This is a genomic window from Herbaspirillum sp. CF444, from assembly GCF_000282135.1.
Taxonomy (GTDB): Bacteria; Pseudomonadota; Gammaproteobacteria; order Burkholderiales; family Burkholderiaceae_D; genus Herbaspirillum.
The window spans coordinates 202,578-224,723 of sequence record NZ_AKJW01000018.1 but is presented as its reverse complement, the minus strand read 5'-3'; the positions used below and the strand labels follow the sequence as shown (position 1 = coordinate 224,723).

Genomic DNA, 22,146 nt, shown 5'->3' with positions numbered 1-22,146 from the left:
ACCGGAAACTGACGAACCCAGCCGGGTCGTCAGTTTTTTTTGGACGGAAACGCCTAGCGGCCGCACGGCCGGCGCGACATCAGGCCATCGATGCCTGCCCCGGCGCTTGCTGCGCCAGGAAACTCTTGCGTTTGATCACATAGACCATGCAAAACGCCGTACTGATGGCATAAAACGGATAGCACTCCCACCACAGGAACACCACGTCGACCAGACCGAGCGTAAAAAATCCCAGCGACAAGGCCATCCCCATTCCCGCCACACAACGAATCTCAATATCGGCATGACGCGCATCCCGGATGAAATAATAGAAAGGGACAAAGTACACTGCCAGAATCGCCAGCAATCCCAACACGCCAAGCCTTGCCATCATGAACAGGATCTCATTGTGCGAATGCGGCAGACTCGCGGAGAAAGGGCTGATGATCTTGCGCTCGGCAAGTTCCTGCAACGCGCCCTGATACTGTTCTACACCGACGCCGAACAAGGGGTGTTCCTTGAACAGGATCCACGATCCATGCCACAGCTGAAAACGAATCCCGAGCGAAGTATCGCGATCCGCGCCGGTCGTATATAGCTGGATATCTTTTTCTGCAACGGCCAGCCGTTCCTTCAAAATACTGCTGTGCTGAAAGGCGCCGGCGACGACGACGGCAAAGACAATGGCGGCGCCGATCTTGTACGCCCGGGGAATATGCTTGACCACCACGCCGCCCAATATCGCAAAGACGACGATCGTCACCCACGTCCCTCTCGATTGCGACAAATACGCGGCGTAAACGCCGGCGCCGGCCGCCATGATTTTCAATCCCATGAGCAACCAGGAATGGCGCTTGTCCCAGGCGATTGAAAAGAGGGAAAATACACCCAGCAGCAATACCAGTTCCGCAAAAATAATGATCGGGATGAAGTCCGTACCGTAGCGCTTTTCCCCTCCTGCGGTGAGCGTATAGATTTTCACGATCGCCAGGCAGGCACCCACGATCAATCCCCACTGCACTTGCTTGAGATAGTTGAGCGGCACCAGCAACATGACCCAGAAAACCAGTCCGAACAAGGCGAGACGTGATTGAGAATCGTAACTTCTGCCCGCGAAATGCCCTGTCGCCAGCTGATTGGCCAGCACGGCGATCAGCGGCGCGCTCATGGCGGCGAGAAGAGGCCAGTACTCTTTCGCCAGGCTGAGAAGGGTCTTTCCTTCGGGTCGGGCGCGGCCGATGATGCCGACAAGCGCCAGGAGCAGCAGCAAGGAATAGATGATGCCCGCGGACCGATCCATCACCAGTACGAGCGCATAAAATAATGTCACCAGAATAACGACTGGCAGTTTTAAATATTTCAATCAATACTCCGCGTTCAAAAATGCGTCCGGAGAACGCTAAAAAAATACCTGAAGCACCGGGAAAGCCATCTGACGGAAACACCGCCAGGGAAAAATACGTTACGGTCGACGGCCACACATACGTTTCGGCTCATTTTTTGCCGCGGGAATGAAAACGGCCGAGAGAGCGTTTCCACAAATACTTCGCATGCCAGGCAGTGCCTTCCAGGGTTCTTCCTTGCCGGACCAGGAACTTGGAAAACAACTTCAATTCCCTGGCGCTCCTGGGTTGATCCAGGGGCATATCCGCCCACGCAGACAAATTCTGATAGCCGATGAAGATCGGCTTCGCCTCATGCAGGCACCAGTCGTGCCAGGGCTTGACCGGGCCGGTGAAATGCATGAACACCACCGGCGCCGTCACCTCCAGCTTCGACTTGCCTTTGCTGAGGAAATCCACCAGGTGATAGCGGTAATTCCATTTGTCGTCGATGAATTTGATGCGCCCGTTCAACGCAACATTCAACGCATCCTGATCCGCAAAGACCAATTCCTGCGTCGACAAGACGGTGAGCGCGCGCATTTGCGTGTTGTTGGAGACCCAGTTGTCGACGTTGATATACATGACGCCGGCGTTGAAATATTCCTGCACCGGCAAGCCGAGCGCGGCGATCTGTGTCCTGGCGGTAGTCTCGATCTGGTCGTGCACGGCGGCGGCAATGCAGTCGTCAATGTCCATCGACAGCAACTCGTCCATCTTGCCCAGGCACAGCAGATCGGCATCGAGATAGAGCACGCGTTTGGCGACGCCTTGCAACAGATCGGGAATCAGCAGGCGGATGAAGGTGCCGAGGTGATGCTGCGCAAAGCAGGGAAAATTCCTGAACTCGTCCAGCACGTGCGGATCCAGCACATGAATGCGGATCTCGATCGCGTATTGCGCTTCCAGTTGCACGATGCGACGACGACTGTCGTCCGACACCGAGAAGGCGAATGCGTGGAAGACGAAACGCATGGCGGGATTGTTCTTGATGACCGAAGCAATCGCCACGCCCATGCCGCGAAAATAGCTGCTGTCCACACCGAAAGCGATATGCAGGACGTCGTCCCCCGACGATGCACCCGCGGTACTCAAAGAATCACTCATGTTCATATATCCTTGCCGGCATTACCGACCGTCCTTATATTTCGGCGTCGTGTCCCGACCCCGGCTTTATCTTTATTAATATTCAACAACCACGGCTTCCTGCCCGAACGACTCCTTCAACGAAGACTGCAAGCCGTCGCTGGGAACCACGCGCCAGGAATCACCGAGCATCACTTCGCAACCCACGCCCGATTGCACATATTTCATGACGAAAGGTAAACCCTGCGCCTGACGATAGGATGACAGCGTGTCGCGCAAATACGCCGGATCGACTGCCTTGTCGAGCGACACCACCACCCGCTGCCCGTACTGAATACGCGCGGCGCCGATGTCCATGACCTTCTCGGCGGAGATGCGCAAGCCGCCGTTGAAGCGGTCTTCCGACACCTTGCCCTGCACGATCAGCAATTCGTCTTCCTTGAAGAAGGCCTTGTTCGGCTCGGCCAGTTCGCCGTAGACGGTGACGTCGACGGTACCGCTGCCGTCGTCGAGCGAGACGATCAGCAGCTTGCCGCGCTGGGTCATCTGCACGCGGATGCCGGTAATGATGCCGGCCAGCGAACGCGGGTCGCGCGAGGGTTCGAGGCTGGAAATCTTGGCGCGCACGAACTGGCGCACTTCCTTTTCATAGGCATCGAACAGATGGCCGGAGAGGTAGAAACCGAGCGCCGTCTTTTCTTCGGTAAGACGTTGCTTGTCGGTCCATGGACGCACGTCAACGTACTCGAGCGGCGTTTCGAGATCGCTGTCGTCGCCACCGAACAGGCTGACCTGATTGGCGGAGGCTTCCAGTTGCTCGGCGTTTTCCCATGCCAGACCGACGGATGCCTGCAGGATCGCGCGATCCACGCCGAAGCAGTCGAAGGCGCCGGCGCGGATCAGCGAATCGACCGTGCGACGGTTAATCTGCTTCTTGTCGACGCGCTTGGCGAAATCGAACAAGTCCTTGAACGCGCCGCCTTCCTGACGCGCGGCGATGATGGCTTCGATCGCGCTCTGGCCTGAGCCCTTGACGGCGCCAAGGCCGTAGCGAATTTGCATGGCCTTCTTGCCCGGTTCGCCGACCGGCGTGAAGCGGTAGTCCGACAGGTTGATGTCGGGCGGCAGCAAACCCAGGCCACAGACATCGAGTGCGTCTTCGACCAGGATCTTGATCTTTTCGGTGTCGTCCATGGCGAGCGACAAGTTGGCTGCCATGAACGCTGCGGGGTGATGGGCCTTGAGGTAAGCCGTGTGATACGACAGCAGCGCATAGGCCGCGGCATGCGACTTGTTGAAGCCGTAGCCCGCGAACTTTTCCATCAGGTCGAAGATGTCATCGGCCTTTTCCTGCGACAGGCCGTCTTTGGCGGCGCCGGCACGGAAGATGTTGCGGTGCTCCGCCATCTCTTCGGCCTTCTTCTTGCCCATCGCGCGGCGCAGCAAGTCGGCGCCGCCGAGCGAATAGCCGCCGACCACCTGCGCCATCTGCATCACCTGCTCCTGATACACCATGATGCCGTAGGTTTCGGACAGAATGCCTTCGGTGCGCGGATCGGGATAGTCGAATTTTTCGCCGTGCTTGCGTTTACAGAAGTCGGGAATCAGGTCCATCGGACCCGGACGGTACAGCGCCACCAGCGCAATAATGTCTTCGAAGCGGTCGGGACGCGCATCCTTGAGCATGCCTTGCATGCCGCGGCTTTCAAGCTGGAACACGGCGACCGTCTTGGCCTTGGTCAACAGGTCGTACGAGGCGCGGTCGGTCAGCGGCAGTTTGGCCAGATCGAAATCGGCCATGTTCGGATCGAGCTGCTTGATGTAGCGCACCGCGCGGTCGAGGATGGTCAGCGTGGTCAACCCCAGAAAGTCGAACTTCACCAGACCGACGGCTTCGACGTCGTCCTTGTCGTATTGCGACACCACGCCGGCGTCGCCGCCCTGCGTGTACAGCGGGCAGAAGTCGGTCAGCTTGCCCGGGGCGATCAACACGCCCCCCGCGTGCATGCCGATATTGCGGGCGATGCCTTCGACCTGCTGGGCCAGGCCCATCAACTGCTTCACTTCTTCTTCGTTTTCCAGCCGCTCCTTGAGCAGCGGCTCTTCTTCAATCGCATCGGCCAGCGTCACCAGCTTGCCCGGCTTGAACGGGATCAGTTTGGAAATGCCGTCGCAGAAGTTGTAGCCCAGATCGAGCACGCGGCCGACGTCGCGCACCGCGCCCTTGGCCGCCATGGTGCCGAAGGTGGCGATCTGCGAGACCGCCTCCTTGCCGTAGCGATCCTTCACGTACTGAATGACGCGGTCGCGGCCTTCCTGGCAAAAGTCGATATCGAAGTCGGGCATGGAAACCCGTTCAGGATTAAGGAAGCGCTCGAACAGCAGGTTGTATTGCAACGGATCCAGGTCGGTAATCGACAGCGAATACGCCACCAGCGAACCGGCGCCCGACCCCCGGCCCGGACCGACCGGCACGCCGTTGTTCTTGGCCCACTGGATAAAGTCGGCCACGATCAGGAAGTAGCCCGGGAATTTCATCTTGATGATGGTGTCGTTCTCGAACTTCAGGCGCGCCTCGTAACGAGGACGCTCCTTCTCGCGCCGTGCTTCGTCGGGGAACAAATGCTTGAGGCGCGCTTCCAGACCGAGCTTGGTTTCCGCGACGAGGAAGTCGTCGATGGTCATGCCGTCCGGTGTCGGAAAGTTCGGCAGCTGCGGCTTGCCCAGCGTCAGCGTCAGGTTGCAGCGCTTGGCGATTTCGATGGTGTTTTGCACGGCGCCCGGCAAATCGGCGAACAGCGCCGCCATCTCGGCCTGGGACTTGAACTCCTGCTGCTCGTTGAAGCGACGCACGCGGCGCGCGTTGGCCAGGATTTCACCTTCGGCGATACAAGTGCGCGCCTCGTGGGCAATGAATTCGTCCTGCGACAGGAACTGGATCGGATGCGTCGCCACCACCGGCAAGCCGAGACGCGCCGCCAGGGCGACCGACTGACGCACCTGGATATCCATGTTGGGCTGGTTGGCGCGCTGGATTTCAACGTAAAACGCGCCGGGGAAATAGTCGCTCCAGCGTTGGGCGCAACGTTCGGCCGCGGCCACGTTGCCGTTTTCGATGGCGATGCCGATGTCGCCGAAATGCGCGCCCGACAGCGCGATCAGGCCGTTGCCGCCCTCTTCGTGGCGCAATTGCTCCAGCCATTCAGGGCGAATTTCGGCGCGACCGCGATGCAGGTTGGTGAGCCAGGCTTTGCTGAGCAGGTCGCACAGCTGCAAATAGCCGTGATGGTTCTTGACCAGCAGCAACAGGCGCGAGGGCTTGTCGCGGTCATCGTCGTTGCTGACCCAGACGTCGCAACCGGCGATCGGCTTGACGCCCTTGCCGCGCGCGCCTTTGTAAAACTTGACCATGCCGAACAGGTTCGCCAGGTCGGTGATCGCCAGGGCCGCTTGGCCGTCTTTTGCTGCTGCTTTGACAACATCGTCGATGCGGACCAGGCCGTCAACGATGGAGTACTCGGAATGAAGTCGAAGATGAACGAATTGCGGTGTAGTCATAGGACGATATTTTACCGTGCCGTGACATGCCGCTCAGGTGGAATTTACGATTGGAAATCACTAAGCAACACCATACCGGCAAGTAGGCAGCCTACCTTGCCATTTGATTTGCATCATGCTTCGCGCAAATTGCGGCGCACTGGCGGCGCAGAACCGGCCTGACGCGTTTATAATGCTGTTAATTCAAAGACTTAGGCAATATCACCATGCAACAAATGCAAGAATCCGCAAATTCGTACGTCAACATCGCGGCCTATAAATTCATCACCTTCAATGACACCGTCGAAAAGCGCCCGGTGTTCCTGGAATTCTGCCGGCAACATCAGTTGCGCGGCACCGTCATCCTGAGCCCGGAAGGCATCAACCTGTTCCTGGCCGGCAAGCGCGCCGATATCGATGCCTTTTTGACCTGGCTGCGCGCCGACGCGCGTTTTGCCGATATCCAGGTCAAGGAAAGTTTTTCCGGGCACCAGCCGTTCAACCGCATGCTGGTCAAGCTCAAGGCCGAGATCATCACCATGAAGCATCCGCTGATCAAGCCGGAAGAAGGCCGCGCGCCCTTCGTCGAAGCCAGGACGCTCAAGCGCTGGCTCGACCAGGGCCACGACGACAACGGCAAACCGGTGGTCATGGTCGATACGCGCAACGCCTTTGAAGTCGATGTCGGCACCTTTGAAAACACCATCGACTACCGCATCGAGAAATTCACCGAGTTTCCGCAAGTCATCGCCGACCACAAGGACGAACTGAACGACAAGACCGTGGTGACTTTCTGCACCGGCGGCATCCGCTGCGAAAAGGCCGCCATCCACATGCAAAACATCGGCTACGACAGCGTCTACCAGCTCGAAGGCGGCATCCTCAAGTACTTCGAGGAAGTCGGCGGCGCGCACTATCAGGGCGACTGCTTCGTCTTCGACTACCGCACCGCGCTCAATCCGCAGTTGCAGGAAACGCAAACCGCACAATGCTTCGCCTGCCGCGCCGTGGTGACGCCGCGCGAACAATTGTCGCCGGCGTATGTGCCCGGCAAATCCTGTCCGCATTGCGCGCCGGAACCGGCGGCTGCGTCGGCAGTTCCGGCCCCGAATGCCGGCGCCGTTGCCTGATCGCTTTTCGCGCCCTCAGTCTGCGCATAAACAAAAAGCCCACCGCAAGGTGGGCTTTTTGCATGGAGAGGCTGAAACGTCAATCTTATTTCTTGAACTGCGCCGCAGTTTCGGCGACACGCTTGCCGAACAGCTTGGCGGTTTCCAGATCGCCCGGCAGCGGACCTTCTTCCGGCGAAGAATCCGACGGGCTTTGCGCCATCAGGCCGGAAAAAGAGCCGACGAAGTTGATGTCGTTGCGTTGCGCCGCCTTGGAGTTGGACGGCATCAGGCCGGTGCCGACCCAGATCATGCTGTGCTGCATGCCCAGCGTGAAGAAATAGTGCAGCGTCGACAGCTTGTCGCCGTTCATCGTCGCCGAATTGGTGAAACCGGCGCCGATCTTGTCTTTCCACTTTTGCGTAAACCACGGCTTGGAGCTGGCGTCGGCAAATTTCTTGAATTGCCAGGACACCGAACCCATGTAGGTCGGCGAACCGAAGATGATGGCGTCGGCGGCATCCAGCGTGGCCCAGTCGGCGTCGGTGATGTTGCCTTCGGCGTTGATGGCGATCAGGTCGACGGTGGCGCCGGCAGCGGAGGCGGCGCCTGCCTGGACGGCTTCCGCCTGCTTTTTGGTGTGGCCGTAGCCGGAGTGGTAAACGATTGCGACTTTGCTCATGTTGGTTTCCTTGTTGGGTGAGAGGGAAAACGGACGCCTTGACGACAGCGAAAAGCCCGGAAAAGAATAACGTCTTTTGACGGTCGCATCCCGGGTATTTTCAGGCGCTTGTACAAATTTTCTGTGCGTGCACTACACTATATCCACTTACTCTTACCGAGATAAGCTCGTTAATTCAGACATATCGTTCAAAAAATTTAAACAATCCTGCCGGCATTCCCTTGCCGATAATCTTCGCCGCATGAATCTGACGCTGGAAGCCCTGCAAATCCTCGACATGATCGACCGCAAGGGCAGCTTCGCCGCTGCCGCGCTGGCGCTCGACCGCGTGCCCTCGGCCCTGACCTACAGCGTGCGCAAACTGGAAGACGACCTCGACGTGCTGTTGTTCGACCGCCGCGGCCATCGCGCCAAACTGACGGCGGCCGGCCTGGAGCTGCTCACCGAGGGACGCCATCTGCTGCATGCCGCCGACGACCTGGAACAGCGCGTCAGGCGCACCGCCACCGGCCGCGAAACCGAATTGCGCATCGTCCTCAACAGCATCATCCCGTTCGCCAAGATGCTGCCGCTGATCGCCGCCTTCGACCGCGAAGCCGGCGGCACCAGGCTGCGCTTCGTCCCCGGCGTGCTGTCGGGCACCTGGGAAGAACTCATGGCCGGGCGCGCCGACCTGGTCATCGGCGCCACGCTCGACGGACCGGAAATCGTGCGCACCAGCGGCCGCTTCCAGACACGTCCGCTGGGCATGGTCGACTGGGCCTTTGCGGTGGCGCCGAGCCACCCGCTGGCAGACGCACCGGAACCGCTCCCTCCCGAACTGGTCAGGCAGCATCGCGCGATCGCGGTCGGCGACAGCAGCCGCAGCCATCCCGGCATTACCATGGGCTTGCTGGCCGGACAGGAAACGCTGACCGTGCCGAGCGTCGACGACAAACTGCGGGCGCAGCTGGCGGGATTGGGTTGCGGCCATCTGCCGCGCTTCTGGGCCCAGCATTACCTCGACAACGGCGCCTTGCTCGAAAAACAAACCATCATGAGCAAACCCCACGAAAACTTCCTGATCGCCTGGCCCAAGGCCAATCAGGGCAAGTCGCTCAAATGGTTCCTCCATCAACTGTCGCAACCTGAAATCCAGCAGGCGCTGCTGGGCCCCGTCACGCCATGAAGTCCGCATCTTCCCTCTACGTCGGCCGTTTCGCTCCCTCTCCTTCCGGCCCCTTGCATGCCGGTTCGCTGGTGGCCGCCATGGCCAGTTATCTGGACGCGCGCGCGCATCAGGGGCAATGGTTGCTGCGCATCGAAGACATCGACGAGGCGCGCACCGTCACCGGCGCGGCGCAAGACATCGAAGCCGCGCTGCACACGCTCGGCATGCGCTGGGATGGCTCCGTGCTGGTGCAGAGCCAACGCAAACAACACTATCGCGATGCCTGCGACAAGCTGGGTTCACATGTCTACGCCTGCGGCTGCTCGCGCAAGGAGATCGCCGATTCGCGGCTGGGCGTCGCGACGGACGGCGCCGCCATCTATCCCGGCACCTGCCGCAACGGACTGGCGCCGGGAAAAATCGCGCGCGCGCTGCGCCTGCGCGTGCCGGATCAGGGGCGGGAAGGTGAAGAGATCGCATTCGAAGATCGCTGGCTGGGCCGGCAAAACCAGCATCTGGCGAGCGAGGCCGGCGACTTCGTCCTGAAGCGCGCGGACGGTTTCTGGGCGTATCAACTGGCGGTCGTGGTCGACGATGCCGAACAAGGCGTGACGCACATCGTGCGCGGCGCCGATCTGCTGGACTCGACGGCGCGGCAGATTTACCTGCAACGCTTGCTCGGCTATCCGATGCCGTCCTATCTGCACGTGCCGCTGGTCAGGCATACGGATGGAGAAAAGCTGTCCAAGCAAAACGGCGCGCAAGAACTGGATCTCACGCGCCCGCTCGACGAATTGCACAAGGCGGCAGAATTTCTGGGGCTGAAAACGAGGGAGATAACAACAGCGACCGAAGTCGCCGCATTCTGGGAGCTTGCTACGTCGGCATGGCAATACCGACTGGAACAGCTACAAACTCAAGCCTGACGCTTGGGCATGCCGCCCAGCAGCGCTGCGACTTTGTGCTTCGGAGGCTTGCTGCTTGCCGCCGGCTTGGCAACAGCAGCGCCGGCTTCCAGCGGCGCCGGTGCGGCAGTCGGCTCGTACGGTTTCAGGAACCACGGATCCACCTTTTCCTTGCGACCGCCGCCGTTGCTGCGGCCGTAAGATTGCGTCTCGCGCGGCGCACTGGAGCGCTCGCTACGGTCGCCACCATTGCCACGGCTGCCGTTGCGGTCACCGCCTCGGTCGCCACGATCGCCTCTTTCGCCACGTTCGGAACGCTCACCGCGCTCACCACGCTGACGCGGCACGAAACCGGTCAATTCGGAACGCACGAACTTGATCTTGATCAGCTTTTCGATATCGACCAACAGGCGCTCGTCCTTGTCCGAGAACAGCGAAATCGCATCGCCCGATGCTCCCGCGCGACCGGTGCGGCCGATGCGGTGGACATAGTCTTCGGCGTTGTACGGCAGATCGATGTTGATCACGCAGGGCAGATCGGTGATGTCCAGGCCGCGCGCCGCGACGTCGGTCGCCACCAGCACTTCGACCTGGCCTTGCTTGAAGGCTTCCAGCGCCGCCATGCGCTCGCCCTGGGATTTGTCGCCGTGGATCGCGGAGGCGTTGACGCCGTCGTTTTCCAACTGGCGCGCCAGCTTGGAAGCGCCGATCTTGGTGTTCGAAAACACGATCACCTGCTTCAGCTTGCGCTCGCGGATGATATGCGCGACGGCATCGCTCTTGGCGTCTTCGTCGACTTTGTAAATGGTCTGGGTCACGCGCTCGGCGGTGGCGTTGCTGCGCGCCACTTCGATGGTGACCGGGTTGTTCTGGAAACTGGCGGCCAGCTTCTTGATTTCCGGCGAGAAGGTCGCCGAGAACATCAGATTCTGGCGTTGCTTGGGCAGCAGGTTGATGATGCGCTGCAAGTCCGGCAGGAAGCCCATGTCGAGCATGCGGTCGGCTTCGTCCATGACCAGGATCTGGGTCTGCGACAGGTTCACGGTCTTTTGCTGGACGTGGTCGAGCAGACGGCCCGGCGTCGCGATAACGATTTCAACGCCGCCGCGCAAAGTCGCCGTTTGCGGCGCCATGTCGACACCGCCGAACACGACGGTGGAACGCAGCGGCGTGAAGCGCGAATAGGCCTTGACGTTGTCGGCGACCTGATCGGCCAGTTCGCGCGTCGGCGTCAGGATCAGCGCGCGCACCGGATGACGCGCCGGCGACATGCTGGTGCTGGCGTGGGCCAGCAGCAATTGGATGATCGGCAACGAGAAGCCCGCCGTCTTGCCGGTGCCGGTCTGCGCCGCCCCCATGACGTCGCGTCCCTGCAGCACGACGGGAATCGCCTGCGCCTGGATCGGCGTCGGATGAATGTATCCCTGCGCCGACAGCGCTTTCAGGATGTCGGGCGACAGGCCGAAGTCTTCGAAGCGGACTTCCGGCGTTTCAGGTGTTGCGGTTTCAGGCAGTTGCTCGGGCATGGTTTGGGTGAGTCCTCAGGCGAACCCTGCGTGAATCAATGCAATGCGACACAATGTTCTGCACGGCAGATTGCGGCTGACACATTCGCGAAGAGGCTCTGTTGCTTTCAGTAATAACGGATGTTTGACATATCACACGGCGCCGATCCTGCATGAAAAACAGGATGCCCGCGTCAAGAGGTTGCCGGGCAGAAACCGACCGGCAGACCGCTATTATACGCCGCCCGGCAATTTGGCTTCATGACAGTTTAATGTCACGTCGACAGGGCGATATGAAAATGACAATGAGGCCATCCCGCCCGCAGTCGCGGAAAGGACGGCTCCCATAGGAAAAAACAAGAAAAAATCAGACAATCGTGACGTTCAGGTCGACCAGACCGTCGACGTGGCCGTGCAACTTGTCGCCTTTGACCACGGCGCCGACGCCTTCCGGCGTGCCGGTATAAATCAGGTCGCCCGGGAACAGTTCCACCAGGCCGGACAGATAGGAAATGGTCTCGGCCACGTTCCAGATCAGGTCCGACAGGTCGCCTTGCTGGCGCACTTCGCCGTTGACCTTGAGCCAGATCGCGCCCTTGTCGGGGTGGCCGACCTTCGACACCGGTTGCAGCGGCGCGCACGGCGCCGAATGATCGAAGCCCTTGCCCATGTCCCAGGGACGCGCCAGCTTTTTAGCCTCGCCCTGCAGGTCGCGGCGCGTCATGTCGAGCCCGACGGCATAGCCGAACACCAGCTCCAGCGCCTTTTCCACCGGAATGTCGCGCCCGCCCTTGCCCAGCGCGACCACCATTTCGATCTCGTGCTGGTAGTCGTTGGTCTTGACCGGATACGGCACCTCGCTGTCGGTCGGCACGATGGTGTCGGTCGGCTTCATGAAGAAAAACGGCGGTTCGCGGTTCGGATCGTGGCCCATTTCGCGCGCGTGCGCGGCGTAGTTGCGGCCGACGCAATAGATGCGGCGCACCGGGAATGGATCGCCGCCGACGACCGGGACGGTAGTGATGGCGGGAACGGGTATGGCGTAAGTCATGGCGAAAACTCCGGCTATAAATGTTCTAGGGCCATGGGAGTGTAAAAGAAAACGCCGCGCCATGCTGGCGGCAGGCGGCGAAATCCGACATGAGGGGGGGTTTTTTGTGTAGCATCGTGAAACTTAACGCTTACTTAATGTTGTATCACGAATCGCCAACCAGACTTGAAGCTTATGCGGCCATCACCTCAGAATCCAGCCATCGCAGCACAAATTCAGCAAGCCGTCGTCCTGCAGCAACGCGGCGACTATGACAAGGCCGAAGCCTTGTACAAGAAAGTCCTGGCCAAAGCGCCCCGACATTTCCAGGCGCTCTACCTGATGGGCATGCTGGAGTTGCATCGCGAAAATCCGGCCGGCGCCATCGAATGGATCGATCAGGCGCTCAAGATCAACCCGGCCCACGCCGATGCGCAATTCGACCGCGCCACCGCGCTGGAAGACCTGGAACGCTACACCGAAGCCCTGCGCAGCTACGACCTGGTGCTGGCGCTGCAATCCGATTTCACCGAAGCACTGTACCGCCGCGGCAATGTGCTGCGCGCGACGAAGCGCCACATGGAAGCGCTGGATTGTTACAAGCGCGTGCTGGCCGTCCAACCCGACCATGCCCAGGCCTGGCTCAAGCAGGGCAACTCGCTCAACGACCTGGGCCGTCTGCGCGAAGCGCTTACCTGCTACGAAAAAGCCGTGGAAGTCTCGCCGGAATATCCGGAAGCGCTGTTCAACCTGGCCAATACGCTCAAGGAATTCGACCGCATCGACGAAGCCATGGCGACCTACGACAAGGTGCTGGAAATCGAACCGGACTTCGCCGAAGCGATCGCCAACCGCGCCTATCTGCTGGCCGGCAAAAACCGACTGGAAGAAGCGCTCGCCGGCTACGACCGCGCCATCGAGCTGCTGCCGGACTATCCCGACATGGCCTACAACCGCGCCGTCACGCTGGAAGAGCTGCAACGCTACGATGAAGCCATCGCCGGCTACGCCAAGGTGCCCGCCAACGATCCCAACTTTCAGTCGGCACGCTGGAACACGGCGCTATGCAATCTGAAGCTGGGCAATCTGGAAGCCGGCTGGCGCCAGTACGAGCAGCGCTGGCAAACCGAACAAATGCGCAAGACCCTGCGCTACTTCACTCAACCGCTGTGGCTCGGCCAGGAAGCACTGCTCGGCAAAACGATCCTGCTGCACTCGGAACAAGGCTTCGGCGACACCTTGCAGTTCGCCCGCTATGCTCCCCTGCTGGCCGACCGCGGCGCGCGCGTCATCCTGCAGGTCCAGCCGGCGCTCAAGACCTTGATGGCAAACGTCAGAGGCGTCGGCGCCGTGCTGGCGACCGGCGAGCAACTGCCGCCGTTCGACCTGCATTGCCCGCTGATGAGCCTGCCGCTGGCCTGCGAGACGTTTGCGCTCAACGACATCCCCGGCGCGAATTACCTGCAACAAGATCCGGCCAAATCCGCAAGCTGGAAAGTGCGCCTCGGCGAAAAACGCAAGCCGCGCGTCGGCCTCGTCTGGTCCGGCAGCAACCCGCGCGTCAACAGCCCGGCGACCAAACGACTCGACGCCGCGCGTTCGATCCCGTTCAGTGCGCTGTCGCCGCTGCTGCAAAACGACCAGATAGAATTCTTTGCCGTGCAACCGCAGAACAGCACCCTGACTTCCCTGAGCTTCAACCTCGGCGGCCAATCATCGGGACTCAACATCGGTGGTCCGCGTCTCGTCGACTACACGCGCGACCTGCGCGATTTCTCCGATACGGCGGCATTGATCGACAATCTCGATCTGGTGATTTCGGTCGATACCGCCGTCGCCCATCTGGCAGGATCGCTCGGCAAGCCGGTCTGGCTGCTCAATCGCTACAACACCGACTGGCGCTGGCTGCTGGGCCGCAACGACTCGCCGTGGTATCCGAGCATGCGGATCTTCCGCCAGGACCAACCCGGCGACTGGAACAAGGTCATCGAAGACGTCCGTACGGAACTGCAGCAGCAAACGCAGCGCTGAGCGCGGATCGCGCTCTTACAACAAGAAAGCCCGGCAACCGCGCCGGGCTTTCTTGTTCCTGCAACGCGCCTCGGCGTCATCCGCCAAATCGCACTTCCGGAATACCTTTCACGCCATCCAGCACGACAGCGAACAATCCCCCCGACAACGGCTCGCGCTCACGCCGTGCTGCGTCCATGCCTTCATGCGCCGTCGTCACGTACAAAGTATCCAACGCAGGACCACCGAACGTCGGACAACTCGGCTGCGATACCGGCACCGCGATGATTCTGTCGACCAGCCCATCGGGTGCATAACGCACCACGCGCGCACCGCCCCACTGCGCATTCCAGAGATATCCGCGGCTGTCGATGGCGGAACCGTCAGGGCTGCCCTGCTCGCTGCTCAGGTCAACGAACAAACGCTGCCCGCTGATTGCACCGGTCGCGACATCGTAGTCGCAACACATGATCTTGCCCTGCATCGTGTCGCAGTAATACATGCGCGCGCCATCGGGACTGAAGCACACGCTGTTGGGAATGGCCACGCCCGGCAGCGGCAAACGCTCCAGGCTGAGATCGGCGTTGAGGCGATAGTAGCTGCCGATCGGCGCGCGCCCCTTGTCTTCGTTCAGGGTGCCGAACACGAAGCGACCCTGGCGATCGCAACGGCCGTCGTTCAGGCGCGTGGTCGGCAGCTCGTCTTCGATGCGGCAGATCGGCGTGACGGCCTGCGTGTCGAGATCGAAAAACGCCAGCCGCGAAGCCAGCCCGATCAGCAGGCGATTGGTTTGCGCCGTCAGCGCAAAAACCGACAGCCGCTCCGGCATGGCCCAGCTGCGCACGGCGCCATCGGCAGGACGATAGTTCCACAATACCGCGGCCTGGATATCCGTCCAGAACACCGACTGCGTGCGATCGCACCAGATCGCGCATTCGCCGAGCTCACATTTTCCATCAACGATCAGGCTTGCTTGCATGGGACATCGTCTCCGTCTTTACTTTTAAGAACACTCTGGTGAATTAACTTTAAACGAAAAAAGGCAAGCCGTGGCTTGCCCTCTTTCCTTGCTGCGTTTTACTACGCTCTGCTGCACGTTATGACCGGATCCTCATACGATCAGAACGAGTGAGCGATACCGAAGTAGCCGCCGGTCTGGCTTTGACCCGCCAGTGGCGCACCGGCTTCGTCGGCTTCCAGCGAGAAGGTGCCGTTGCCGCTGTTGCGTACCGTGCCGGCGCCGACGTACAGCAAGGTGCGCTTGGACAGGTTGTAGTTCAGGCCGACCATGAACAGGTTGGCCGAACCGCCGTTCTTGTTGGCATTGACGTGGAAGGCTGAACCGATCAGCGTCAGCGCAGGCGAAACCTCGTAGTTGGCGCCGATCCAGTAATGATTGACCTTGTCCGTCGAACCAGCTGCCACATCCGGCGCTTTCAGGTTTTCATAACCCAGGTACATCTTCAGTTTGTCGATGGTGTACGTACCGCCCAGGATCAGCTCCTTGGAGGAGTCATAGATATTGCCCGGGACCGTGGCGCCGGCCGAGTTCGTCGTCACGCTGCCGTACTTGCCGTTGGCGTCGCGCACCAGATCGTAGATCGCGCGCAGTTCCAGACCTTGATTCTGATAGACCAGCGACACGCCATCCTTGCGGCCCTTGGTCGTCGAACCGGCCTGCTCGCCCAGGCTGGTCTGGAAGGTAGCGTTGAAACCGCCCCAGGTTGGCGTCTGGTATTCGATCACGTTATTGGCGCCGCCCCAGTTGCGACCGTGCACCAGATTGGCCGTGCCGATCCATTGCTGGCCGGTCGGATCGAGGAACCAGACGTCATTGTCGATGAACAGGTTCTTGCCGACCTTGACCGAACCGGCGCTGCCGTTCAAGCCGACATACGAACGGCGATTGAACAGCGCGGTGCCGTTGGTCGCGCCTTTGGTCGCGCCGAAACCCGACTCCAGCAGGAAGAAGCTGTTGAGACCGCCGCCCAGATCTTCCTTGCCCTTGAAGCCGATCATGCTGGTGCCCCACTGATTGCTGGCAGCGCGCACTTGTGTGCCGGTGGCGCCGTTGGCCTGGTGCACGTTGGTCTGGACGTCAACGCCGGCGACGACGCGACCGTAAATGGTGACGCTGTCTTCCGCCTGCGCGGATGCCAGGCATGCGCCGAACAACGAGGCCGTGCCCAAGGCCTTGAGAATGGTTTTGGTTGAGATGGACTGAGTCATCTGAGGTCTCCGTAGATCTTTGTAGTTTTAACAGGATGCAGTCGATTGCCGCACCCGCACTTTTTTGCATTTTTACTTTTCTTACGTCACATCAAATCGGCGCGCAAAAAATCTCCTCGAGACCGGTTTCGATAACCGTTCGATACGCTCCGTTTCAACGTGAAAATCACAACGCGAATACCTTGTGATGGCCTAGATACTAAGGATTCACGACATATATTTCTAATGAATTATTTGCCTAAGCCGATACTTGATTTGATATCATCGAAAGATATAAAAAAAGGTGGAGACAAATGAAGAACAGCGACCCGAACTGGTTTCTGCGTGCGCGTCTGAAAACACGGCAACTCTTGCTGTTGATCGCGCTGGATGACGAACGAAATATCCATCGCGCAGCCAACGAACTCAACATGACGCAACCAGCAGCGTCCAAGCAGCTCAAGGATCTGGAAGACACGCTCGGCGTCACGCTGTTCGATCGCCTGCCGCGCGGCATGCGCCCGACCATCTACGGCGAAGCCATGATCCGCCACTCGCGCATGGCCCTCACCAGCCTGTCGAAAGCGCATGAAGACATCGTCGCGCTGAAGTCCGGCCTGTCCGGCCAGGTCGACGTCGGCGTCATCCTGTCGCCGGGCATGTCGCTGATTCCCGCCGCCATTGCGCGCGTCAAGGAACACTCGCCGATGTTGCGCATCGGCGTCGAAGTCGAAAGCAGCAACATCCTGCTGGCGCGCCTGTTGCGCGGCGACCTGGATTTCCTGGTGGCGCGCATCCTCGACGAAGAAGTCAGCCACAACCTGCACTACGAAGAATTGTCCGACGAGCCGATCTGCGCCGTCGCCCGCGTCGGCCACCCGCTCCACGAGCACAAGAACCTGACCTTGAACGACATCGTCGACGACCCGTGGATCATGGCGCCCAAGGGCAGCATCCTGCGCAGCCGCGTCGACCTGATGTTCCGCAAGAGCGGCCTGACGCCTCCGGCCAACGTGGTCGACACCACCGCCATCCTGACCATCACCAGCCTGCTGCAGCAGACCGATTTCCTGTACGCCATGCCGACCGAAGTCGCGCGCTATTACACCCAGGCGCGCCTGATGGACATCCTGCCGATCGAGTTGCCGTGCAAGATGGACGGTTTCGGCATCATCACCCGCCGCGAACATTTGCTGTCGCCGGGCGCGGTGATCTTGCAACAAGCGATCAGGGATGTGGCGAAAACGATTTACTGACTGATTGCGAAAATCACAGCCATGAAAAAAGCGAGACGGAAGTCTCGCTTTTTGTTTTCAATATCGTAACCGTTATTCATGCAGCAACATCGTCCGGCGAATGCTCCCTGAGCCAGTCGGTCAATGCCGCGTCTACACGTGTTTGCCAGCCTGGTCCGGTGGCGCGGAATTTGTCGACGACATCAGGCGACAGGCGGATCGTGATGCGTTCTTTCGTCGTCTCTGCGATCGGGCGACCGCGCGGTTTCAATTTCGCCTTCAACGATGCCGTCAGTGCCGACACTTTTTTCATGCCGGCAACGTCGCTCTTACCCAGCGAACGGACTTCGCCGTCCTTGCCGGTCAATGGCTTATTGCGATTCATAGTGTTTTACCTCCCTTGAGTTTGCCTTGCGGAAACTGATCACACGAATACCACTCTCAGTTTCAACGAAACACAGCACATGCAGACGATCTTCGAGACGGCCGATGGCGACAATACGGGTTTCTCCGTATTCGTGGCGATCATCAACGGCATACAACGCGGTTTCGAAATCGAAGTCTGCAACGCGGTCGAATGACAATCTGCGTTCTTCAATGTTGCGATTATTCTTGTCGGCGTCGTACGTGATCTCCATCTATTTATTGTATGCACAAAAAATAAAACCGTCAATTCATTTATTGTATGCACAATAAATGAATGACGGTCTCATTTGAAACAATGCAGCTGCACCGCTAACGGTGCTTAGTCATCAGCTTACGCCCAGCCGGCGTCGACGATAAACTCCTGCGCTGTACACATGACACTTTCATCCGATGCCAGGAACAGCACCATCCGCGCCAGATGCCACGGCAGCAATTCGCCCTGCAGACACTGATTGCGCTTGATGTCTTCCTTGCCCTTTTCATCCAGCCACAACTCGATCTGGCGCTCCGTCATGACCCAGCCCGGCGTCACGGTGTTGACGCGGATGTTGTGCGCGCCGAGGTCGCGCGCCAGGCCGCGCGTCAGACCCAGCACCGACGACTTGGCCGTGGTGTAGACCGGGAAACCGCCGCTGGAAGTATGCCAGCTGATCGAGCTGAAGTTGATGATGGAACCGGCCTTCTTCCTGATCATGCCCGGCGCGACGGCCTGCACGGCGAAGAACGAGGGACGCTGATTGATGGCGATGCGGTTGTCCCAGTATTCCTGCGTCACGTCTTCCAGCTTGTGGCGCTCATCGTTGGCGGCGTTGTTCACCAGCACGTCGAAGTCGCCGAGCTGCGCGGCCAGGTCCTTGATGGTGTTTTGCAGCGACGCGATGTCGCGCAAGTCGCAATAGCGGAACGACGGCGCGGTGAAACCGGCGTCGGCGATCTTCTTGCACAGCGCTTCGCTGGCGTCCTTGGCGATGTCGACAAAAGCGACGACGGCGCCCTGTTCAGCCAGGGCGCCGACAATGGCCGCGCCGATGCCCGTGCCGCCGCCGGTGACGAACACGCGCTTGTCCTTGAGGCTGGGATAACTCGCCAGTTGGTATGTTGCAGACATGATTTCTCCAGAATGAGATGTTGCTCAGAGCACGTTGACCTGCGGATGCGGCACGTCGTCCAGGCTCAGGCGATTGCGCAGCGCCGGGCCGAAGGCGGCGACGTCGATTTCAAACGTCTCGCCCGGCGCGACGGTGATGTTGTCCGAACAGCTCAGCGTCGCCGTGCCGAAGAAGTGGATGTGCACATCGCCGGGACGGCGGAACAGCGGATACTTGAAGTGATGGTACTCAAGATTGGCGACCGTGTGCGACATGTTGTCTTCACCGCTGAGGAAGGGCTTCTCCCAGCGGACCTTGCCGTCTTGCGCGCGGATGCGCGACATGCCCTGCACGTGCGCAGGCAGCTCGCCCACCAACAACGCCGGACCGACCGAACAGACACGCAATTTGGAGTGCGCCAGGAACAGGTAGTTCTGGCGTTCCGTCACGTGGTCCGAAAATTCATTGCCGATCGCGAAACCGAGGCGATACGGCTGGCCGTTGTCGCCGATGATGTAGAGCCCTGCGATCTCCGGCTCTTCGCCACCGTCGAGCGCGAAGTGCGGCATCGCCAGCGCTTCTTCCGCCGCGCGCACGATGGAACCGTCGCCCTTGTAGAACCATTCCGGCTGCACGCCGATCTTGCCGGCCGCAGGCTTGCCGCCTTCCAGGCCCATGCGGAACATCTTCATGCTGTCGGTCAGGTTGTCGGCGGCGCCGTCCAGTTTCTTGTGCATGGCGTCGCGACCGTCGGCGCTGCCCAGATGGGTCAGGCCGGTGCCGGTGACGTAGCAGTGCGCCGTGTCTTCATGGTCCAGCGGCGCCAGCAGGCGGCCGCTTTCCGCGACGGGAGCGTAGTCGACCACCGTCGAGCCGAGCGCCGCGGTGGCGAACTCCTGCAGGGAACTCTTCTTTGCAATGGCGGCGCGCGCCAGAGCATAGGTGCTGCGATAGCCGTCGACGACGCGGATCTTCTTGCCGTCGTCTTCGAGAACGCCGACCTGGCGGCTGCCGTCGGCTTGTTTGAATTGCACCAGCAACATAGCTTGTTACTCCTTAATGGGAATGCTTGGGAACGGCTGCGCCGCGGCAACCAACCAGGAAATCGAAATCGCAGCCTTCGTCAGCTTGTAACACGCGGTCGATGTACAGCGACTGATAGCCGCCCTGCATTGCCGGTTTGACTTGCGCCAGCTTCTCGGCGCGCGCGGTCTGGCGCTGCGCCATTTCTGCATCGCTGATGTCCAGATGCAGACGGCCTGCGGCGCAATCCATCTCGATCCAGTCGCCGTCCTGCACGATGCCCAGCGGACCGCCGGCAGCGGCTTCCGGCGCCACGTGCAACACCACGGTGCCGTAGGCGGTGCCGCTCATGCGCGCATCGGAAATGCGCACCATGTCCTTGACGCCTTGCGCCAGCAGCTTGGGCGGCAGCCCCATGTTGCCGACTTCGGCCATGCCGGGATACCCCTTGGGGCCGCAGTTCTTCATGACCAGCACCGAGCTGGCATCGACGTCCAGATCGGGATCGTTGATGCGTTCCTTGTAGTGCGCAAAGTCTTCGAACACGACGGCCTTGCCGCGATGCTTCATCAGTTCCGGTGAAGCGGCAGACGGTTTCAACACCGCGCCGCGCGGCGACAGATTGCCGCGCAGGATGCAGATGCCGCCGTCGTCGATCAGCGGATTGTCGAGCCGGCGCACGACTTCATCGTTGTAGATCGGCGCGTCCCGGTTGTTTTCCCACAGCGTCTTGCCGTTGACGGTCAGCGCGTTCTTGTGCGGGATCAGATCGGCCTCGCCGAGACGGCGCAGTACCGCAGGCAAGCCGCCGGCATAATAAAACTCTTCCATCAGGAAGCGCCCCGAAGGCTGCAAGTCGACGATGGTGGGCGTGCCGCGGCCGACGCGGGTCCAGTCTTCCAGTTCCAGATCGACGCCGATGCGACCGGCGATTGCCTTCAGATGGATGACCGCGTTGGTCGATCCGCCGATGGCGGCATTCACGCGAATGGCGTTTTCAAACGCTTCGCGCGTCAGGATCTTGGACAAGGTCAGGCCTTCCCACACCATGTCGACGATGCGCATGCCGGACATGTGGGCGAGCACATAGCGGCGCGAGTCGACGGCGGGAATCGCCGCGTTGTGCGGCAAGGATGTACCCAGCGCTTCGGCCATGCAAGCCATGGTCGAGGCGGTGCCCATGGTGTTGCAGGTGCCGGCCGAGCGCGACATGCCGGCTTCAGCCGCCATGAATTCGTGGATGGAAATCTTGCCCGCCTTGACCTGCTCGCTCAGTTGCCAGACCACCGTGCCGGAGCCGATGTCCTTGCCCTCGTGCTTGCCGTTCAGCATCGGGCCGCCGGTGACGACGATCGCCGGCACGTCGCAACTGGCCGCGCCCATCAGCAGCGCCGGCGTGGTCTTGTCGCAGCCGACCAGCAACACCACCGCATCGAGCGGATTGCCGCGTATCGATTCTTCGACGTCCATGCTGGCGAGGTTGCGCGTGAGCATGGCGGTCGGACGCAGGTTGGACTCGCCGTTGGAAAACACCGGAAACTCCACCGGGAAACCGCCGGCCTCGATGATGCCGCGCTTGACGTGTTCGGCGATCTTGCGGAAGTGCGCATTGCACGGCGTCAGTTCGGACCAGGTGTTGCAGATGCCGATGACCGGCTTGCCTTGGAACTCGTGATCGGGAATGCCTTGATTCTTCATCCAGCTGCGATACATGAAGCCGTTCTTGTCGGCCGTACCGAACCAGGCTGCCGAACGCAGCGTACGCTTCTTGTCGATAGTCATTTACTCATC

18 protein-coding genes are annotated in these 22,146 nt (G+C 60.3%); 5 read left to right on the top strand and 13 right to left on the bottom strand.

Features of this window, described 5'->3' with window-relative positions; translation table 11 throughout:
• Positions 1–79: 79 nt before the first annotated feature.
• The 3 genes from PMI16_RS04515 to dnaE form a co-directional block, all read right to left on the bottom strand.
• Positions 80–1,342 (bottom strand): O-antigen ligase family protein, encoded by a 1,263-nt coding sequence (locus PMI16_RS04515; protein WP_007876823.1) that lies wholly within the window; start codon positions 1,340–1,342, stop codon positions 80–82.
• 130 nt (positions 1,343–1,472) lie between these two features.
• The gene (locus tag PMI16_RS04510; protein WP_007876821.1) at positions 1,473–2,468 is read right to left on the bottom strand and encodes a glycosyltransferase family 8 protein; all 996 of its coding nucleotides are present in this window, start codon (positions 2,466–2,468) and stop codon (positions 1,473–1,475) included.
• 75 nt (positions 2,469–2,543) lie between these two features.
• Positions 2,544–6,005: a DNA polymerase III subunit alpha gene (gene dnaE / locus PMI16_RS04505; RefSeq protein WP_007876820.1), complete on the bottom strand. Its 3,462-nt coding sequence runs from the start codon at positions 6,003–6,005 to the stop codon at positions 2,544–2,546.
• Between the two features lie 206 nt (positions 6,006–6,211).
• On the opposite strand from dnaE, the gene PMI16_RS04500 reads away from it, so the two are divergent.
• A complete protein-coding gene (locus PMI16_RS04500) occupies positions 6,212–7,114 on the top strand; it encodes a sulfurtransferase (RefSeq protein ID WP_007876817.1) in 903 nt (300 codons plus the stop codon).
• A gap of 85 nt (positions 7,115–7,199) precedes the next feature.
• On the opposite strand, the gene PMI16_RS04495 is transcribed toward PMI16_RS04500, so the two are convergent.
• Positions 7,200–7,775 carry a flavodoxin family protein gene (locus PMI16_RS04495; protein ID WP_007876814.1) on the bottom strand — a complete coding sequence of 192 codons (576 nt, stop codon included), beginning with the start codon at positions 7,773–7,775 and terminating at the stop codon, positions 7,200–7,202.
• A 241-nt stretch (positions 7,776–8,016) separates the two neighbouring features.
• Here PMI16_RS04495 and PMI16_RS04490 point away from each other — a divergent pair, with 241 nt between their 5' ends.
• Together PMI16_RS04490 and gluQRS are read left to right on the top strand one after the other, a co-directional pair.
• On the top strand, positions 8,017–8,943 hold the full coding sequence (locus PMI16_RS04490) for a LysR family transcriptional regulator (RefSeq protein WP_007876812.1): 927 nt from the start codon (positions 8,017–8,019) through the stop codon (positions 8,941–8,943).
• The gene (gene gluQRS / locus PMI16_RS04485) at positions 8,940–9,851 is read left to right on the top strand and encodes a tRNA glutamyl-Q(34) synthetase GluQRS (RefSeq protein ID WP_007876809.1); all 912 of its coding nucleotides are present in this window, start codon (positions 8,940–8,942) and stop codon (positions 9,849–9,851) included. Before PMI16_RS04490 ends, gluQRS begins: the two co-directional genes overlap by 4 nt.
• Here gluQRS and PMI16_RS04480 read toward each other — a convergent pair.
• The gene (locus tag PMI16_RS04480) at positions 9,842–11,356 is read right to left on the bottom strand and encodes a DEAD/DEAH box helicase (protein WP_007876807.1); all 1,515 of its coding nucleotides are present in this window, start codon (positions 11,354–11,356) and stop codon (positions 9,842–9,844) included. The genes gluQRS and PMI16_RS04480 overlap by 10 nt on opposite strands.
• A gap of 346 nt (positions 11,357–11,702) precedes the next feature.
• Positions 11,703–12,386 (bottom strand): fumarylacetoacetate hydrolase family protein, encoded by a 684-nt coding sequence (locus PMI16_RS04475; protein WP_007876806.1) that lies wholly within the window; start codon positions 12,384–12,386, stop codon positions 11,703–11,705.
• A 174-nt stretch (positions 12,387–12,560) separates the two neighbouring features.
• Between PMI16_RS04475 and PMI16_RS04470 the strand changes: the two genes are divergently transcribed.
• Positions 12,561–14,396, top strand: coding sequence for a tetratricopeptide repeat protein (locus PMI16_RS04470; protein ID WP_007876798.1), 1,836 nt, complete (start codon positions 12,561–12,563; stop codon positions 14,394–14,396).
• A 76-nt stretch (positions 14,397–14,472) separates the two neighbouring features.
• On the opposite strand, the gene PMI16_RS04465 is transcribed toward PMI16_RS04470, so the two are convergent.
• Positions 14,473–15,354, bottom strand: a complete 882-nt coding sequence (locus PMI16_RS04465; protein ID WP_007876797.1) for an SMP-30/gluconolactonase/LRE family protein — start codon at positions 15,352–15,354, stop codon at positions 14,473–14,475.
• A 140-nt stretch (positions 15,355–15,494) separates the two neighbouring features.
• Complete coding sequence (locus PMI16_RS04460; protein WP_007876796.1) at positions 15,495–16,604, bottom strand: porin; 1,110 nt, start codon at positions 16,602–16,604, stop codon at positions 15,495–15,497.
• Between the two features lie 293 nt (positions 16,605–16,897).
• On the opposite strand from PMI16_RS04460, the gene PMI16_RS04455 reads away from it, so the two are divergent.
• A complete protein-coding gene (locus PMI16_RS04455; RefSeq protein ID WP_007876795.1) occupies positions 16,898–17,839 on the top strand; it encodes a LysR family transcriptional regulator in 942 nt (313 codons plus the stop codon).
• Between the two features lie 76 nt (positions 17,840–17,915).
• Here the strand turns inward: PMI16_RS04455 and PMI16_RS04450 are convergent, their stop codons facing one another.
• From PMI16_RS04450 to PMI16_RS04435, 5 genes are all read right to left on the bottom strand, one after another.
• Positions 17,916–18,203 (bottom strand): BrnA antitoxin family protein, encoded by a 288-nt coding sequence (locus PMI16_RS04450; protein ID WP_007876794.1) that lies wholly within the window; start codon positions 18,201–18,203, stop codon positions 17,916–17,918.
• Positions 18,190–18,456 carry a BrnT family toxin gene (locus PMI16_RS25190; protein WP_007876793.1) on the bottom strand — a complete coding sequence of 89 codons (267 nt, stop codon included), beginning with the start codon at positions 18,454–18,456 and terminating at the stop codon, positions 18,190–18,192. The genes PMI16_RS04450 and PMI16_RS25190 overlap by 14 nt, the downstream gene beginning before the upstream one ends.
• A gap of 119 nt (positions 18,457–18,575) precedes the next feature.
• The gene (locus PMI16_RS04445) at positions 18,576–19,352 is read right to left on the bottom strand and encodes an SDR family NAD(P)-dependent oxidoreductase (protein ID WP_007876792.1); all 777 of its coding nucleotides are present in this window, start codon (positions 19,350–19,352) and stop codon (positions 18,576–18,578) included.
• 24 nt (positions 19,353–19,376) lie between these two features.
• Positions 19,377–20,375: an AraD1 family protein gene (araD1, locus tag PMI16_RS04440; protein ID WP_007876791.1), complete on the bottom strand. Its 999-nt coding sequence runs from the start codon at positions 20,373–20,375 to the stop codon at positions 19,377–19,379.
• Between the two features lie 13 nt (positions 20,376–20,388).
• Entirely contained in the window at positions 20,389–22,137 is a 1,749-nt protein-coding gene (locus PMI16_RS04435; RefSeq protein WP_007876790.1) for an IlvD/Edd family dehydratase, read from the bottom strand.
• Positions 22,138–22,146 lie beyond the last annotated feature (9 nt).

Coding starts and splice junctions, on each gene's coding strand:
- PMI16_RS04435 (WP_007876790.1), bottom strand. CDS start 22,137: ATGACTATCGACAAGAAGCGTACGCTGCGTTCGGCAGCCTGGTTCGGT.
- PMI16_RS25190 (WP_007876793.1), bottom strand. CDS start 18,456: ATGGAGATCACGTACGACGCCGACAAGAATAATCGCAACATTGAAGAA.
- PMI16_RS04470 (WP_007876798.1), top strand. CDS start 12,561: ATGCGGCCATCACCTCAGAATCCAGCCATCGCAGCACAAATTCAGCAA.
- PMI16_RS04500 (WP_007876817.1), top strand. CDS start 6,212: ATGCAACAAATGCAAGAATCCGCAAATTCGTACGTCAACATCGCGGCC.
- gluQRS (WP_007876809.1), top strand. CDS start 8,940: ATGAAGTCCGCATCTTCCCTCTACGTCGGCCGTTTCGCTCCCTCTCCT.
- araD1 (WP_007876791.1), bottom strand. CDS start 20,375: ATGTTGCTGGTGCAATTCAAACAAGCCGACGGCAGCCGCCAGGTCGGC.
- PMI16_RS04495 (WP_007876814.1), bottom strand. CDS start 7,775: ATGAGCAAAGTCGCAATCGTTTACCACTCCGGCTACGGCCACACCAAA.
- PMI16_RS04455 (WP_007876795.1), top strand. CDS start 16,898: ATGAAGAACAGCGACCCGAACTGGTTTCTGCGTGCGCGTCTGAAAACA.
- PMI16_RS04445 (WP_007876792.1), bottom strand. CDS start 19,352: ATGTCTGCAACATACCAACTGGCGAGTTATCCCAGCCTCAAGGACAAG.
- PMI16_RS04510 (WP_007876821.1), bottom strand. CDS start 2,468: ATGAGTGATTCTTTGAGTACCGCGGGTGCATCGTCGGGGGACGACGTC.
- PMI16_RS04450 (WP_007876794.1), bottom strand. CDS start 18,203: ATGAATCGCAATAAGCCATTGACCGGCAAGGACGGCGAAGTCCGTTCG.
- PMI16_RS04460 (WP_007876796.1), bottom strand. CDS start 16,604: ATGACTCAGTCCATCTCAACCAAAACCATTCTCAAGGCCTTGGGCACG.
- PMI16_RS04490 (WP_007876812.1), top strand. CDS start 8,017: ATGAATCTGACGCTGGAAGCCCTGCAAATCCTCGACATGATCGACCGC.
- dnaE (WP_007876820.1), bottom strand. CDS start 6,005: ATGACTACACCGCAATTCGTTCATCTTCGACTTCATTCCGAGTACTCC.
- PMI16_RS04475 (WP_007876806.1), bottom strand. CDS start 12,386: ATGACTTACGCCATACCCGTTCCCGCCATCACTACCGTCCCGGTCGTC.
- PMI16_RS04465 (WP_007876797.1), bottom strand. CDS start 15,354: ATGCAAGCAAGCCTGATCGTTGATGGAAAATGTGAGCTCGGCGAATGC.
- PMI16_RS04480 (WP_007876807.1), bottom strand. CDS start 11,356: ATGCCCGAGCAACTGCCTGAAACCGCAACACCTGAAACGCCGGAAGTC.